This is a genomic window from Streptomyces sp. NPDC111802, from assembly GCF_055634335.1.
This window is the reverse complement of sequence record NZ_JBVKCZ010000065.1, coordinates 1-14,186: the sequence shown is the minus strand read 5'-3', so window position 1 is coordinate 14,186 and position 14,186 is coordinate 1. Positions and strand designations below refer to the sequence as shown.

Genomic DNA, 14,186 nt, shown 5'->3' with positions numbered 1-14,186 from the left:
CCAACGACGGCGCAACACCGCCTCGCCCCACCATGCCCTGACACACCCCCAGCACCCAGAACACCAACAACCCGACAACACCCTCTGACGTGATGCTCGTGAGGCTCGTACGGATTCCGCCCGGCGCTGCCAGGCGCTCGGAAGATGTCTACCTCGGTCCCACTGCTGATGCAGTGCGACGCCGGGCCTGGGTGGAGACTGATCAATTTCGTCGGCGAACAGACCCCGACGAACCGATCCACCCCGCTCCTGCCCGACGGATGCCCGCCGGATGGCGGCTACCCGGTCAGCAGCACGATCGGACCGGAATACTTCCAGGAGGTGGGCGGCGCGGAGTCGTTGATCTGACGCGTGCGGTCGAAAACCAGGCCCAAGCGGCGGCGGACGGTCCGCGTACGCAAGCCGACGGCAACCTCGTCGCTGGGCCGCCGCAGCGTGAGATCGGCCGGACACGGGCCTGGTCGGCGATGACGAAGGCGTCCTTCGGCGTCGGTCTTCCCCTCGCCACGGTAGGCGCCCGCGGCCCGGTGCACCGGCAGGCCGATCGGGTAAGCGACGGGCTGGTCATGGCTGACCAGCAGACCCACCAGCGAGGCGGCGCCACCGTGGTGGAGGTCAACGGCCCACAGCCGTTCCTTCCAGCGGCTGCACGGGTTGAAGCGGAGCACGTCGATGCAGCTTGGGCAGGCAGTAGCGCAACCCGTGCCCGCCCGCCCACGCTCGCCCTAGCGTAGATCGATGACCGTGCGCAGTTTCCCGCTGGTCACTGTCCGCTCGAACTCCGCCCTCCGGATGGCCTGGACGGTGAAGGACAGCAGTCCCTCCGCCACTGCCGAGGCCAGCTCCGCCACCTCGGCGGACAGAGCTGCCCGGGCGACATCGGGGTCGGGGGCGTACTGCTCATCGAGCCGTACGGTCAACTGCTCCCGGTCGGGGCCGGGAGCCACCACCAACTGCACTTCGCCGTGATAGGCAAGCCGCTCCTGCGCTGCTCGTACGACGCGTCGGTAGTTGATGAAGTACGTGCTCACGCGCACAACGTCGCCGTAACGTCCGAGCAGTTCCAGGCGAGGCACGTGGCTGCCGCATGTGCACGTGCCCGGCACCGCCCGGCCCAGGTCGCCGATCTCGTAGCGGTGCAGCTGCTGGCCGGTCCGTGTTCGGGAGGTGAAGACCAGGCGTCCCGGCTCGCCCGGCGCCACCGGTCGGTCCTCGTGCAGTTCGAGGATCTCCAGCGTGTGCAGGTCGGTCAGCACATGGTGGACAGAGCCGTCGGAGGCCGCGCATTGATAGCCCAGTGGTCCCAGGTCGGTGCTGCCGTAGGCCGCGGAACGGATGACTTCCACTCCGAATGTGCCTGTGAGCACACTGCGTTGCTCGGCGGTGAAGTGCTCGCCGCCGTAGAAAACCTTCCGGATGCCGCCGTAAGCCCGCAATCGTTCGGCCTCGGCGTGGAACAACTGCCAGAGGTAGGACGGCATTCCGAAGAGGGTGTCCGCCCCGTGGGCGACCAGTGCGTGGGCGACCATGGCGTGGTCAGCGCCTGCGGCTATCGGGAGCTGCGTGGCGTTCAACCGTTCCAGGATGGAGAAGAAGCTGATGAAACTTCCGTACATCCCGCCGCAATAGAACAAGTTGGCCGCCCGGTCTCGGGCCGGGTCGAACCCGGCGGCGAGCAGCCCATCAGCCGCGGCACGCATCTGGTTGTCGTAGTCACCGCACGTGAACACCGACAGCGCGGGTGCTCCTGTGGAACCCCCGCTGCGGAAGTGCAAATGCGCATGCCGCGGGTCCAAGGCGGTGAGCGCGCGCTGCACGCCCTCCTTGTCCAGAAGCGGTGCGTCCGGCGGAGGTGGCAGCACCGGCGGGGCCACCAGGTCATCCAGGCAGGGAACCATACGGAGGTCCGCGTCCGTCGCGCGAACGCTCACCCTGCGGCTATAGCGCTGCAACGCGTAGACACCGTCGTGCGGTTCGCCCTCGTAACCGTCCAGCATGGAGCCGACCGGCGTGATACGGGTGACGCCCGCGGCGAGCATCGCACGGGAGAGCGCGGCCACATCCGTGCGGCCGCCTCCGATGGCAGCGGTCTGCAGGTAGCGGCGCATGGGACGCAGGGTTGCGGTGACCGCGTGCCGGGGCAGAGGCTTCACCCAGATGCTGCGGTGCAGTGGGGACGCCTGCAGTGCCGGGCGAGTGTCAGCCAGTACCCTCCACGAACCCTCCTCGGCGGCGATTACGCGGGTCAGACCCAGGTGTTGTTCGAGCCGGGCGAGCTGCTGCACGGTTGTGATCTCTGCTAGCTCGGCCAGGCCGGGCCGGGGTGCCGGCCGTGCGTCGGACACCTTTGCCAGCCGCTGGGCGAACCTTTCGGCGAACGCAAAGAGAGCCTCGGTGTCCTCGGTTTCGAGATAGACCACCTGCGGACTGGAACAGGCCTGCTGTTCGAGACGGCAGACGTCCTCGGCGAGCGCGTCGAGCACGGACTCCTCGGACGCGGCCTGCCAGGTCAGGTAGGCGAAGGAGATCCGATGGCCCCATTCGACCACCCGGCAGCCGGGTGGCGCCAGTTCGCCCGCCGCCTGCACCGCATCCTCGCCGCCCCACACCGCGATCGCGTCCGCCTGCCCACACAGCGTCTGAAGCCATTCGCGGCGCGAGGACGAAAAGCGCAGGGCAATGACGCGCTCGGCGATCAGTCCGGCCGGATCAGCCTCACCGAGAGCGCCGAGCAGGTCGAGCGCCAGAACCGAGTCGGAGCTGCTGGTCTTCAGAACATTGAGGTTTCCGGCAAGCAGTCCCTCGACGACGCTCAGCGGTGCCACGGCCGCGGCGTTGCCGGGCGCAATGTGCACCAACAGACCAACAGGCGCCCAGGCCTCGTACACCGTCTCGCGGGCATCCGGCCGGGACAGGCGTTCTGGGCGCAGGCCGCCCAGTTCCCTCCGTAACTTGCGCTCCAGCGCTTCCCGGGTGAGTGCGGCGGCCAGCTCGGCCAGGACGGCCGCGGCCTCGTCGGCAGGCAGGTGCCCGGCCAGACGGCCGTACAAGGCGGAGGCGGGATCGGCCAGATCGCCGCTGACCTGGGCACAGGCATCGAGGACCACATCGGTGGGCAGGGGACGTGTCAGAACCCGCCCGGCCAGCTCCGGCAGCCCGGCGATCCGCAGGCCGGCCTCGGCATCGTCGATGAACTCGCCCTGCCACAGGTGGAGAACGGAGCTGGTCATGACATTCCCTTCATCAGTTCGGCGGCGGCGACCGCGCAGCTACGGTTGCGGCTCACCCCGGCACGGCCATGGACGGTGAACCAGTCGGTGGGCAGCGGGCAGGGGCATTCGCCGCCGGGGTGCAGTGATGCGAGGTCGCCCATCACCACGCTGTGCGCGGGCACCGAGGTGATGTAGGGGCTGACCAGGTGCAGAAACCCGCGGTCCCCGTAGGGCAGTGGGCGCAGCGTCCCTGTGTCGCGAACCGCCGCACGTGACCACACCGGTACATGCAGCCGGTGATGTGCACACTCGACGTATGGCACGCAGTGCTCGACGGAGCCGAAGGTGTCGCGGACACGTTCCCCGGGAACGCCGAGGCGGTCGGTGACCTCGGCGTAGAACGCGTCCTTGCCGATCTGCCGGTCAGAGTGGCTCTTCCAGCCGCCGCCCAGCACCACCAGCGAGCCCTCGGGCAGTCTCAGCGGCGGCAGCCCCATCGCCCGCATCCGCTCCAGGGTGAAGTACAAGAACGCGGGGAAGCCGAGGATACGGACCGGCACATCGTCCTCGGCGTAGCGCCGGAGCGCCGCGATGCAGCCGTTCACGTCGAACTCGTGGCCGGAGCCGGTGTGCCGCAGCGCGTGCGTGGTGTGCCGGGCAGGGGCGAAGTTGCACAGGTAGTTGTCGGTGAACGATGTGCCCAGCTTCAGCGATGACGTCGGTTCGTAGCTGTACAGCAGGTAGTTCACGGGCTGGTCGGAGGTGATCCAGCCGTAGTGGTCGAAGATCCGGGCCACCATGCGCTGCGCCGCGCGTATGGTCCACTCGTCGAAGAACATCTGGGACTTCTGACCTGTGGTGCCCGAGGAGGTCAGGTGCAGGTGCACCTGGTCGCGTGGGATCGACAGCATCTCATGACGTTTGAAGAAGGCGGCGGGTACCAGCGGGGTGCGCACGCCGGCGCCGATGGTGGGCGCGGGGGTCTCGGCCGGATCCTTCAGCACGGCAGCGAAAAGGGGGGAGCGACGGGCGTGCCACGCGTTGGCCTCCGCCATGGCAGCGGCGAACAACTCGTCCGTGGCTGGGCTCTTTGCGTACGGCTCAGCCAGGTCGCACAGCCGCTGCACATGGCCGAGCGCCGCCGGGTCGGGAACCTCAATGTGAGCTTGATGGGGTTTCATCGGGATACCTCGCGAAGGGGCAGATAGGTGGTCGTCCAGGCACTCAGGTAGGCACCGAGGTAGGGCTGGAGCAGCGGGCTGACAGCGGTCGAGCGGAAGTCGATCTGTCGGCTGGTGCGCGACAGCACCACGTAGTCGTGGCATCGGTCGCCGATGCGGCGCATCGCCGGGTAGACCGCGCTGGGCACGAAACCCCAGGCGAGGAACACCTCCAGAGCTTCGGTGTCGCCCAGCGGCAGCAGTGTCTCGATGTAGTCCGCGCCGGCCCGGGTGACCGTGGTCATCAGGGTTTCCAGGGCGCCAGTCACCGCGGAGGGGCGAGGGTGGACAGCGACAAGTGCGCAACTGCCTGCTACGGGGTCGAGGTCGGCGTATGCCTCGAAGCGGCCGTCAGCGGCGACCAGAACCGCGTTGGGTGTGTGCAGCGGAAAGAAGCGGTCGTCGGCCTGAGGGAAGAGCTCCAGGAAGCGGCGCCGCACGAAGCCCGGTGCCGCGATCAGCTCGATTGGCTCCGCACCGGCGGCCGCACGCACCGCGCTGCGGGAGGGGACACGGCGTGCGCCGTCGTAGTCGATGCCGACACCGGCGGATGCGGCCGAGAGCAGGGCCGACAGCGGTTCGGGTACCGCCGCCACGGGTTCGCGGTGTTCGAGTACACCGTCGGCGTAGCGGGCGAACAGCGCGAGGGTCTCGCACCCCTCGACCTCGACGGCGTTCGGCAGCAGGCCGAGCGGCCGAAAGCCGTTGCCGGCAACGACACGCTGCGGACCCTCCGTGACCAGGCGGACGGTCGCGTAAACGGAGTCGAGACGGCCGGTGGCGAAGGCCTCTTCGCAGACCGCCTCGGTCAGCCGGGAGGCAAGCCCACCACCGCGGCAGCCGGGGTGCACAGCCAGGCCGACGAGTTTGCCGATCCGGTTGCCCGGTTCGGTCAGGACGACGGCGGAGCCCACCACGGATCCGCCGCGAGCGCGAGCGGTGAGCCAATGCGCGGTGCCATCGGTGATCAGCCTGTGCATGACTGTCGGATCGCTGCCGACCGGCAGCGGGTAGCCGTGCCCGTACACCTCGAAGTACAACTGCCGCAGTTCGGCGATGTCCTGTAATGAGGCTGTGGAGATGACTGCGCTCATGACACCTCTGCGACTGGGGCTGCCGTCGGTGCTTGTGCTGGTGCCGACGCGGCGAGCCTTTGTCGTGCAGTGTCGGCACGCCTGCCCAGCCACCACAGCGCCAGCGCGACCGGCACCAGACCCGTGCACTGGGCCAGGCACAGCATCCGGGCAGTCAGGTGATCGCCCAGCGCACCGAAGACGAGCGTGGACACGGGGAACGTGGCACCCAGCAGCGCCTGCATGACCGCAAAGAAACTCGGCTTGTCGTTGGCGGGTACCAGTCGTTGGAACAATGCAACGAACCGCACGCCGATCACCCCTCCACACCAGCCGACGACAGTCATCGAGATGATGGCCGCCCTGGGCCCTGCGAGCAGCCCTGGCAAACCGAGGGCCGCAGCCATCACCGCCAGGCAGACGCTTGCGACGGCGACCGGACGTCCGGGCAGACGCCCACCGGTGAACGATCCCAGCAGGGTGCCCGCACCGAGGGCCGCTTCCAGCACGGCGACGGTCGACCCGGTCGCGTTCAGCACCTCCCGGGTGTACAGCGGCATCACGACATAGACGGCGGTGGTGAAGAGGTTCGCGGCGGCGAAGCAGACCAGCACACGACGGATGAACGGCAGACCGGCCAGCACTTGACGCAGCGTGCGTCGCCGGGGGACCTGGCCGTCGGCCAGGCTGCGCACACTCTCGCCATGCGGGAAGCGGGTTGGGACGATCAGCAACGCGGCGACCAGGTTCGCGCAACCGCAGGCAGCGATCAGGCCGGCGAGCGTACCCGCGTCAACCACGAGCGGGCCGAGCAGCCCCCCACAGAGCGCGGCGACGGACTGCGTGGACAGCTCAAATCCGGTGGCCGCCTCAATGTCGGAGTCCTCGACCAGTTCCGGCACCGCCGTGGTCAGGCATGGATCGAACACCGCCTGACAACCAGCCAGTGCCAGCCCCACTCCATAGGCGGCGGCCACGGGCAGCAGTCCGGCGTACGCCAGGCCGGCGGCCGTGAGAGCCGTCGCGCCCGCCGCAGCCGCCGCACCGGCCAGCACGGTGCGGCGGGCGTGTCGTGCGATGATGCGGGCGATCACCGGGGCGAGTGCCACTGCAGGCAGTGTGCAGACCATGAGTAGCAGACCCGAGTAGAGGCCGCGGTGCTCGCCGCCGACAAAGCTGATGAGCCACCAGACCGCCCCTACCTGGAACATTCTGCAGGCCCCTTGGGTGAGGAGCTGACCGGCCCAGACCCTGCCGAAGGCCGGGTTGCGCAGGACGAGGGGCAGACGTCGTTGGCGGGCGGGGGCCGTGCTCATGAGTGCGGCCGTTCGTCGATGACGCGGATGAGCTTGCCCGAGCGGGAGTTGACCGCGAGGTCGCCATGACGCACCCACTCGATGGCGAGCGGGCTCACGTGCCCGGCGGCCGTCGCACTCGCATAGAAGGGGCGCTGAGCAAGGACTGCCGCTACGACGGCCTCACCCAACTCGGCATGCTCCTTGCCGGGATCGGCGACGGCGAGCCGCAGCGCCAGTCCGTCCCGGCCGTCCCGCCGCCGTACCACGAGCTGCATACCCGTCACCTCGCCAGCTGGGTCGGCGACGGAGATGACGTCATGGACGTCGTCGGTGTAGAGGGACACGGGGCCGACCCGCACTCCCTCCTCGGAGCGGCCGAGGATTCGGAAGACACCGGCGTCCCGGTCCACCCATTCGGCCCGGTCGCCCACTGGATAGCGAAGCACTGGCATGAGCCGTCTACGCAGGTCGGTGACAACGAGCCGCCCTGGCACACCGTTGCCGTCGACGGGGCGATCGGTCTCGTCGCAGAGAATCTCCATCACCGTGTGCGGCGTGAACGCGCGATGTATACGCGGGTCATCGCCGGGCACGGCCTCGCCGAGAAGCCCGGCGTCCACGCTCGCATACCCAGCAGAGCGCGGCACGGCATTCGGAAACGCCGTCCCGAGCAAGGGGAGCTGGTCGCTGAAGAGGGCTTCTCCCCCGAAGAACAGCAGCTCCACATGGGGCAGTTGCCGACCAGCGCAGTTCAGACGCTCGGCCAGTGAGCACAGTGTGGTCGGGGTACCGGCAACGACCTGGACACGGAACTCCTCCAGGGTTGCCGCGGTGGACTCCCACGGCGCAGCGCCCCCGATGGGCAGGCGGACGTTGGCCACGGGAGAGCGGTGCAGCGAGTCGAGGATGAAGCTGAAGCTCGCATACAGGTCCCCTGAGTAGAAGAGGTCCGCCACTCGATGACCGGGCTGTAGTCCGGCACATGCCAGCCCGGCACCGAACGCAGCGGTGAGCTCCCGCCACTCGGTGCGGGTGTAGTAGGAGAACTTCGGTGACCCCGTGGTGCCGCCGCTGCGGAATACGACCGCGTCCTCCAGGGGGGCAGTCAGCAGCCGGTTGTCCCGTGGCGAATTGGCCCGCCAGAAGCTGGCCTGGGGCACCACCGGAAGGTCCGTTAAGTGAGCCACGTGACCAGGAAGATCAGCATAAAGCTCACGGTAGAAAGGTGAATTGTTGCGGGCGAAACTTACGAGCCCTGCGAATGGTTGAACGGGCATCAAATCCTGCTTGAAGAGTGGGCCACCGGAGAAAAGGCCGGCGGGTCGCGACCGGGAGCCACGGCAAATTCGGACGGTTCGCTGACGGTGTGAAGCAGCGGCGCACCTTGATGCGCCCGACCGTCATGGATATCTACCATTCAAGCGTGGGCTTGCGCCAACTGGACCAAGGGTGAAGGAACTTGAGCCTGGGACAGACATGCCGCACGGGCTTCGGTTTCACCGGAAGTAGAGACGCTGATCACATCATGTCCGCGGCCGCGTATGCCCATTGGTTGAACGCGACTCCAGCAACTCGAAAAGCGACAGCGAAGCCGTTCCGCTGTGTGGCCGGAATGCGACTACACCGAATCGGGATGCAGTTACAACCCGACAAAGCATGGGCGATGAAGAGCTGCGCGAGCCTTCGCCTGATGGGAAGGGTCGGTCCAGCGTGGGTCGACCTGCCTCCCGCCTCCCTGGGGCAAGTGGATCGCCGACCGCGTGAGCCACCACCAGCACGTACCGACCCGGCCGCCCGCCCATGGCTTACCGTCACAAACGGAACGCTCATTACCATGGCGCACTGGGTGCCGACAATTTCTGCAGGTGATCGGCTTTCGCTCGCCAGTGAAATCAGGACTGAGGCTTCGCCGAGAGCCTTGCGAGCCAGGAGGACGTTTCCTGGTGTGCACTGCCCACCGCCTGCGTGGTGACGCCTCACTGCCTTCTTGACAGTGAGAAATGGTTGAGTACTCACCTTTGGCTGTCCTGCCACTCATGCGGCATCGATGCAGGTCACGACCCTTGCCGCATGTAAATGGCCATGCGGCCGGAAGTGTGATCGCTGTGTGGCGTACGGCGTTGCGCACCTGAAAGCATTCGACCCTTGAATGCTCCGTACTCCTGTGTGGGTTCGGAGAGTTCAAGACCTGCCGATTGTGAGAGTGGAAGGCAAGTACTCATGCGCATACGCAGTCTCCATCACTTGGCCTGCATGGGCACCGGAGCGGCGCTACTGTCGACCCTCGCGGCCGGCTCGGCCTTCGCCGCATCGTCGGTCGCCGGGACCACGCCCACCTGTGTCACTCTGCACCAGAGCTGGCGATACACACAGGTGGGGAACGGCTGTGCGGTAACGATGACTGTCAGAGTCGTCTATCAGGACGGCACCGAGGGGTCGTGTGCCGCCATACAACCCGGCGACATGCCCACCATCGGCGACGGGTACCTCGGCCAACACGGCCGCGCCGTCCATCTGTCCCTATGCCAGTAACTCTACGCACATCACCGATTGTTGAGCAGGCCCGACCACGTCCCGCGACGGACTGGATGGGGCCCTGCTCCAGTCGGCACGCGGCAGCGTCTGCGCTCGTCGGCTTCTCCTCGATGATCCCCGCACCGAAGGTTCCGGTGGCCGACTTCCGCGTCAGACTTTCCCCCATTCCGCGGCGCGCTCCTGTCCGTTGAATCCACAGCGGACACCGCCCAGTCCCTTCGCGTGCGCACGACCAGTGGATGGGTGCGCGGCGCAAGTACCAGTGAAGGGCGACAGTTCCTCGGAATCCCCTATGCCCAGGCCTGGACCACTTCGAAGGCCGCACCTTACGCACACTACAAGGGGTGCTGCGGTGCTGGAACGGCACCTGCACCACCTGCGGCCCCCCTCACCAGAACCAGAACCTAACGAAGCGCTACTAGCCGCTGTCATCCCTGAAGCAGCGGGGCCGGTGAGGAAGGTGTCTAGTCCGTTCGGTGTACCGGCTGCCTGACCCACGGCCTCGAAGTCGAGTTCACCGATGTCGATCACACCGTCACCACCGATTTCCAGACCGCCGGCCGCCACGTGCCCGCGCCAGCGTCCTGGCCTGGGCCGGACCCTGAGCAGCGAGGACCTGTGGGAGGCTGCATGGACCGGATGTATTCGACAACGTTGCGTCCGTGCTGCCCGGCGCCGGGGCGTGCTGCGCCGCCTTGTCGAACTGGGCGGCACGGCCTCGTTCGACAACGTCCGGGCGTGCTTCGCTGACCACGCCACGACGCCGATCCCGCAGTACCAGATCGGTTGGATGCTCACCAGCATCCGTGCCGCATGGCGCAGGGGTGGTTCGAAAAGCCGGGCCAACCTCCTGGAGTCGCACGACCGAAGGCGCATCTACCGGATCGAACCCGTCCTTACAGAGAGCGTCAAAAGGGCCCTCGATCTCGCTGATCCCCCCCTCGACCTGCTGCGCCAGGCCTCGTCGGACTCGCGCTGTACAGAGCCGCGCCCATCGGTGAAGCATCTCCGGTGATGTGTGCACGGACCGAGGCGAGGTAGTCGTCACGGCGGATGTGTCCATCGCCGTTGGTGTCCACTGCGGCGAAGGCGCTTTTGATATTGCTGACCGGGTTCCCCAGTGCCGTACGCAGCATCGTGAATTCCGGGAGGTCCAGAGCTCCGTCCTTGTCGGTATCGACGAGGTCGAACAGTGCGCCGAGCACACACTTGCAGGCGGTGTCGAACGCCTCGGCACCGGCCCAGGCCGCATACTCGTCGATGGCCAGCGGTAGGGCTGGCCTTCGAACTACTCACACCCGACAGTCCTGTTTCCAGACCTGGGCAGAGGCGCAGGCGGGTCGCCAACCTGCGAATCGAAGGCGGTTCACTGAGTGGTCGTGGAGCCGGAAGGCCATGATCGTCCTCGTCGGCACTTTCTGTACCGGAACTACTCGCGCCCGGGACTGTGTAGAGAGGGCAGTTTGCTGTCACATGATTTGCCACCCTGGCTGAACCGGCTGTTCCATCCCTGACGCATTGGTCCCTCGCCCTCTTACCACGCACGCAGCCAGACCTCCCTCACCCAGGACGCCACCGCGGTCTCGTCCCGCTCGGCGGCACGGTGGACCGGGACCTGCGCCGAGAAGCCCCTCTGGTGGAGAACCGCCCAGATCTGTGCGTCGCTGAAGCGGACATGGAAGCGCCTCGAGCCCAGGACCGCTACCCGTGCAGTCGTCCACCGCTGGTCCTCTACCCAGCCGTGCGCCGGCGGCCCCTGCTCCCGAGCCTGGGCCAGGCGGCGAAACCTGCTGATCAGACAACTCAGCAGCGTCAAAACGAACTTGCTCTCTCACGGCCCGTTGCTTCGGTGCCAGGCCACCCCTATCGGCATACCGCACAACTATTGGCATACACCCGCAGACTGATCCGCCGTCACCCTGAAGGGACGACCTAGGAAGCAAGGCACTCGCTAACACTCGGCACACATCAAAGCCCGGTTCGGCTGATTTGATAGCAGCTCTTGCCCAGTGCCTCGACATACGCGCAGGGCTGTGATTTGCGTCATGCGTGCACTCATTCACATCGGTGAGGGACTGTCCCACGTCACCGCGTGAGGGCATACACACGGCGATTACTTTGTCAGGCCATGGATAAGGTCGGGCAATTGGAGAGTACTGAGCTATCGGTGCTGTGACACTGCCTGTGCCACGGATACTGGTTCCACACTCGGCAGTTGCGCTGAGACAGATGTGACCTCTCCGAAACGTGTGTGTTCTTATTGCAGCTTCGGCGATTTCCGGGGCATCTCGCGGTAACAGGAACGCTGTTGTGCAGCGTGCAGGGGACGCTTCGGCAACCTCCTGTACCAACAACCCCCTCATGGCTGTCAAGTCGCGTAGGAGGATGGCGCGGCAACAGGGAACCTGGGCAAGAAGTCCCGCGTGCCCAATTCAGCGGTGTTGACCCGGCCTTGCCCCTCCCTCCGGCAGACGGTGGGACTGATTGCGACACAAGGAGCAGTAACGTGGCAGGACGCCATAAGAAGGCGCGCAGAGAGCTGACGTTGAAGCAGAAGCGAGTGCTGCGAGGTAGCATCGTGGCAGCCCCCCTTTCCGCTGGCCTGCTGGCGGGCGCGTCAAACGCATCTGCGGCAGTCAACCCATTTCCGATCACGCCGGGGAGCCATGCCCCGGCTCTGAAGGGAACGGGACCTGGCACGGGGCGTCCGCCAGTGATCACCTGGGACTTCATGAGTGGCCTTGCTCCGGCAACCCAGAATGTCATATTCCAGGGGATTCAATCCTGGGACCAGTCCCTCCGTAAAAGTACCGGCACCACTGCACCCTGGTTCGTCAGAGGCGGGTTGGGCAATAGCCCCGCGCTGCTGTTCAATATGGACAGGCTGGGCCCGCACCCCAACGGTGGAATGAAGGCCGGTGAAGCCGGCGACAACTGCAGCTATACCCGCGTACAGTGCGGTCACGGCCAGAGGGTCACGCTGAACTCCGACTGGTGGTACGGCTGGCGGCCTTCAAACGACCAGAAGCAGGGGGTCGTCACACATGAGATCGGGCACACTCTTGGGCTCGGGCATTCCACGGGTGGTTCGGATCGGCGCGTTCCAGGTAACCCCGACGAAATCATGAGGTGGCGGATTCCCTCCCGCAATGTCCCCACCGCACCGTCGGCGAATGAAACAGCGGCTGTGGCCAGGATCTACGGCCAATCGCCGCAGCAACGCACCACGCCGACCGTTCAGACCACGCCGGATCAGTATCAGCCGCGGCACGTTGATCCCCGGGGCCAGCAGCCTCAGCCCCGCCCTCAACCTAGGCCCCAGCCCCAGCCCCTGCATGAGTGGCATGGCCAGCAAGACGGCTGGCAAGGAAACTGGCAGATGGACAGCAACGGGCAGTGGCACGGTGGCTGGACACGGATCCAGAAGGCACAGCAGTCCGCGGCTGCATCCGTCAGCCAGGGCGCCCCCACCCAGCAGTCTCCGGCGCCCGCGGCAGTGACGGGTGGTGGTTCGAACTCACAGCAGGGAGCCACCCAGACCGCTTCGAACAGCCTGGCAAGCAGCAGCACTCAAACTCGGGCAGCTTCAGCCCCGGCCAGTGGACAGCAGTCTGCTCCGCAGGACACTCCTCAGACGCCTGACACCCAGAGCGCCCCTGGCACGCAGTCCGCCGCGCCGCAGGCCACCACCAGTGCCGCTCCGTCCGGTGCACAGCAGGCTCAGGTGTGGGGCCAACCGCGCACGCAGCCGAGCTGGGGTGCTGCCGAAGTGAACACCGGCAGCCCGTCCTCTGCCGGTGCGGCCGCCAACGCGGACGGCGATCTGAACACGGGGGGCAGCTGGCCCCAGGTCCAGCAAGGGTCCGCAGCACAGGTCCAGCCGCAGCCTCAGCAGTTCGAGCAGACTCAGCAGCAGACCGGCTGGTCGGAAGGCAGCGGCAGCTGGGGCTAGATGAGTAAGTCCGACGGCTTGGTCAGTGGTCATAGACGGTCAGTGACCGTGCGATGGATCGGCCCGTAGTGCGGTCGTGCCAGATCGCAGCCGTCATGGCCAGGATCCGTTGTCCGACGCGGGCGAGGACCCCGGGGGGGTCTCGCCCCGTGGCGCCCGAGATCGAGTCGGACCTTGAGTGTGTCGTTCGCCGACTCGACAAAGCTGGCGGATGGGCTTGAGCAGGTGCTCGCCGGGCCGAGGCTTGAGGTTACGGTAGCTCGGCCACGGCAGGGGCAGGCGGTACTCGGCCATGAAGGCGTCAAGGCGCTTGGACACCGTAGCCCTTGTCGTCGACAACCGGCGGGCCGCATCCCCTGTTCGAACAGATCAGCCGCCATGAGACGACGCCGCTCGAGACCAACTATGTCCTCCGGCGTACGACTCCGCGTCCCGTGATGGCGATGTCCGACGTGCGGATTCGACGCACCGTGACTGGGCCCTCGACTTCGAGGGGTAAAGATCTACCGGCCGCAGACCGACCCCGACCCGTCAGCATGTTGACAGCCATGAAGCGGAGGCGTTCCCCGCGCTGCAGTCGGCCCGACGCAGAGCAGTACCTGGAGCAGCGGCTGACAAGGCAAACTCGTCCCGGCCCCTGATCGGGAGCCAGGTCGAGGTGTCCATCACTCAGGGAGCAAGCCGCGCCGGGGAACGACTTGTTCGCTCGCCCCCAGTGTGGAGCGCCGCGCACGAGGTCTGCCGACATCGACGAGGTACCCACAACTGCCAAGAGCCGTAAGGCTCGTAATGGAAGACACAATCACCTTTACCTCTCCGTGCTTGCCCACGGGTTTCGGCCTGGACGCACTTGCGTTGCACAAAACAGCCGACTACCGACGGGCGATAGACCAAAG

General features: G+C 66.6%; 10 protein-coding genes and 2 pseudogenes. 3 read left to right on the top strand and 9 right to left on the bottom strand.

Translation table 11 applies throughout. From position 1 onward, the window contains the following. Nucleotides 1-278: 278 nt before the first annotated feature. From ACZ7NC_RS40635 to ACZ7NC_RS40610, 6 genes are all read right to left on the bottom strand, one after another. Nucleotides 279-668, bottom strand: a complete 390-nt coding sequence (locus ACZ7NC_RS40635; RefSeq protein WP_471496473.1) for an IS110 family transposase — start codon at nt 666-668, stop codon at nt 279-281. Nucleotides 669-725: 57 nt separating this feature from the next. After that, nucleotides 726-3,107 (bottom strand): acyl-CoA reductase, encoded by a 2,382-nt coding sequence (locus ACZ7NC_RS40630; RefSeq protein ID WP_471496471.1) that lies wholly within the window; start codon nt 3,105-3,107, stop codon nt 726-728. 119 nt (nt 3,108-3,226) lie between these two features. Beyond that, a complete protein-coding gene (locus ACZ7NC_RS40625) occupies nt 3,227-4,393 on the bottom strand; it encodes a LuxE/PaaK family acyltransferase (protein ID WP_471496469.1) in 1,167 nt (388 codons plus the stop codon). Continuing rightward, nucleotides 4,390-5,526, bottom strand: a complete 1,137-nt coding sequence (locus tag ACZ7NC_RS40620; protein WP_471496467.1) for a GNAT family N-acetyltransferase — start codon at nt 5,524-5,526, stop codon at nt 4,390-4,392. Before ACZ7NC_RS40620 ends, ACZ7NC_RS40625 begins: the two co-directional genes overlap by 4 nt. Continuing rightward, the gene (locus tag ACZ7NC_RS40615) at nt 5,523-6,821 is read right to left on the bottom strand and encodes an MFS transporter (RefSeq protein WP_471496465.1); all 1,299 of its coding nucleotides are present in this window, start codon (nt 6,819-6,821) and stop codon (nt 5,523-5,525) included. The genes ACZ7NC_RS40620 and ACZ7NC_RS40615 overlap by 4 nt, the downstream gene beginning before the upstream one ends. Beyond that, nucleotides 6,818-8,080: a phenylacetate--CoA ligase family protein gene (locus ACZ7NC_RS40610; protein ID WP_471496463.1), complete on the bottom strand. Its 1,263-nt coding sequence runs from the start codon at nt 8,078-8,080 to the stop codon at nt 6,818-6,820. Before ACZ7NC_RS40610 ends, ACZ7NC_RS40615 begins: the two co-directional genes overlap by 4 nt. Before the next feature lie 943 nt (nt 8,081-9,023). Between ACZ7NC_RS40610 and ACZ7NC_RS40605 the strand changes: the two genes are divergently transcribed. Together ACZ7NC_RS40605 and ACZ7NC_RS40600 are read left to right on the top strand one after the other, a co-directional pair. Next, the gene (locus ACZ7NC_RS40605) at nt 9,024-9,335 is read left to right on the top strand and encodes an alpha-amylase (RefSeq protein WP_471496461.1); all 312 of its coding nucleotides are present in this window, start codon (nt 9,024-9,026) and stop codon (nt 9,333-9,335) included. A gap of 685 nt (nt 9,336-10,020) precedes the next feature. After that, nucleotides 10,021-10,353, top strand: coding sequence for a hypothetical protein (locus ACZ7NC_RS40600; RefSeq protein WP_471496490.1), 333 nt, complete (start codon nt 10,021-10,023; stop codon nt 10,351-10,353). Here ACZ7NC_RS40600 and ACZ7NC_RS40595 read toward each other — a convergent pair. After that, nucleotides 10,247-10,543, bottom strand: coding sequence for an EF-hand domain-containing protein (locus tag ACZ7NC_RS40595; protein ID WP_471496459.1), 297 nt, complete (start codon nt 10,541-10,543; stop codon nt 10,247-10,249). The genes ACZ7NC_RS40600 and ACZ7NC_RS40595 overlap by 107 nt on opposite strands. Nucleotides 10,544-10,887: 344 nt before the next feature. Then, nucleotides 10,888-11,218 (bottom strand): annotated as a pseudogene (locus ACZ7NC_RS40590) (helix-turn-helix domain-containing protein); the annotation flags it as partial. 626 nt (nt 11,219-11,844) lie between these two features. Here ACZ7NC_RS40590 and ACZ7NC_RS40585 point away from each other — a divergent pair. Next, nucleotides 11,845-13,290 (top strand): zinc metalloprotease, encoded by a 1,446-nt coding sequence (locus ACZ7NC_RS40585; protein WP_471496457.1) that lies wholly within the window; start codon nt 11,845-11,847, stop codon nt 13,288-13,290. 22 nt (nt 13,291-13,312) lie between these two features. Here ACZ7NC_RS40585 and ACZ7NC_RS40580 read toward each other — a convergent pair. After that, nucleotides 13,313-13,639, bottom strand: a pseudogene (locus tag ACZ7NC_RS40580) (IS982 family transposase); the annotation flags it as partial. Nucleotides 13,640-14,186: the final 547 nt, after the last annotated feature.